The sequence below is a fragment of the Candidatus Infernicultor aquiphilus genome, assembly GCF_002784285.1.
GTDB classification, from domain to species: Bacteria; Atribacterota; Phoenicimicrobiia; order Phoenicimicrobiales; family Phoenicimicrobiaceae; genus Infernicultor; species Infernicultor aquiphilus.
Window position 1 is genome coordinate 1 of the sequence record NZ_PFKO01000178.1, and the last position, 1,679, is coordinate 1,679.

The following is a 1,679-nucleotide window of genomic DNA, read 5'->3' on the forward strand; positions in this document are numbered from 1 at the left end:
TTAGATTTTTAATTTTTTAAGTTAAAAAAGAAGGATAATTTGAGGGGGATGTAGAATATAGATGAGGGGGAAATTTGATGAGATTGCCACGCTCCCTACGGTCGCTCGCCATGACAAAAATTCAGAGAGGGCTACATAATAATATAAAAAAATTGAATAATCTGAGCTAATCTGTTATAAATAGATAAGTAAAAAGATATTTTAGGTGGAAAATTATTTATGGAATTTATAAAGGATAAGAGATTAAATTTTATTATCAGTACGGCTATTGGTCTAATAATTTTAGTTTATGTATTAAATAGACTGAAGTGGCTATTTATATATTTTAGTATTGCCTTAATGTTAGCCTATTTTTTTGAGCCGCTTTATAAATATCTTATTAATAAAAAGGCTCCCAAAATATTGGCTATTATTATTATTATTGCCATAATAATTGGTTTACTAATTTTAACTATATTTTTTGTGATTCCAAGTATAATTAATCAACTTAATATTTTATATAGTGAAATTCCAAAATTTATTGAAAAGTACCAAACTATCATTTTATCTTTGAAACCTCAACTATCGAAATTTATAAATCCTACTGATGTAGCAACTTTAATTAAAGAAAGTCTATCTGAACTTCAAAAAAATGCATTAGGTTTTTCTCAAGAGATTATAATTTATTTATCTAATATAGTTTCTAGTATTTCCTTTGGAATAGTAATTGTTCCTTTAATTTTGTTTTATATATTAAGAGATATTTTAATATTTAAAGAAAACTTGTATACTTTTGTGTCCAAGAAAAAGAAAGAAGAATTTAAAGAAGTAATAGAAGAGATAGATCATATTCTTAGTGGGTTTATTCGTGGTCGAATAATAATCTGTATTATTGTGGGGGCTTTAATTGGTATAGGTTTGTATGTCTTAAATTTAAAATTTGCTCTAATTATCGGAATAGTTAGTGGGGCGTTCAACTTTATTCCCTATTTAGGACCAATTATTGGAGTGGTTTTGGCTTTAATTTTTGCTCTTGGTAAACCATGGTGGATATTATTAATAATCTTAGGATTATTTGTTTTGGTCAATCAGATTGAATCTGTATTTCTTGAACCTAATATTTTAGGTAAAGGATTGGGTCTCCATCCTTTAACTGTAATTTTAGCTATTTTAGTCTGTGGTCAGTTATTAGGAATATTAGGGGTATTAGTAGCTGTCCCCTTAGCGGCAATTTTAAAAGTTTTAATGATTAGATATTTAATTCAGGAGGAATAGAACAAGTTTTATGAAAAAAATACCTTACTTAATTTTAATAGCAGTAGGATTAACTATTTTATTCCACCTTTCTTCTGCTTTGGCTCAGTCTTCAGAAATAAAAATATTAATGGACCATAAACCTCTCGAATTAGATGTTCTTTCCATTATGGAAGATGATCAAATATTTATTCCCGCTCGCAATATAGTAGATGCTTTAGGTGGAAGGATTACCTGGTTTCCAGCTTTAAAGTTATTAGATATAAATATTGATAAGCATATAGTTCGTTTAGTAATTGATGAACTTTCTTTAGAAATGGATGGAAAAATAATTCCTCTGAAAACGCCGGCTAAAATTATTGATAACCGAGTAATGCTTCCCTTAGAAGTGATTAAAATTATTACCCCAGCAGAAATTGAATGGGATAATCAAGCTAAGACTTTAT

Annotated in this window: 2 protein-coding genes; both read left to right on the forward strand. The window is 28.0% G+C overall.

Annotated features, from left to right (window positions below):
* The first annotated feature begins 219 nt into the window (after window positions 1-219).
* Window positions 220-1,254 carry an AI-2E family transporter gene (locus COZ07_RS04945; RefSeq protein ID WP_406607475.1) on the forward strand — a complete coding sequence of 345 codons (1,035 nt, stop codon included), beginning with the start codon at window positions 220-222 and terminating at the stop codon, window positions 1,252-1,254.
* A 10-nt stretch (window positions 1,255-1,264) separates the two neighbouring features.
* Window positions 1,265-1,679: stalk domain-containing protein (locus COZ07_RS04950; protein WP_406607476.1), on the forward strand; the 415-nt coding region annotated here is incomplete at its 3' end.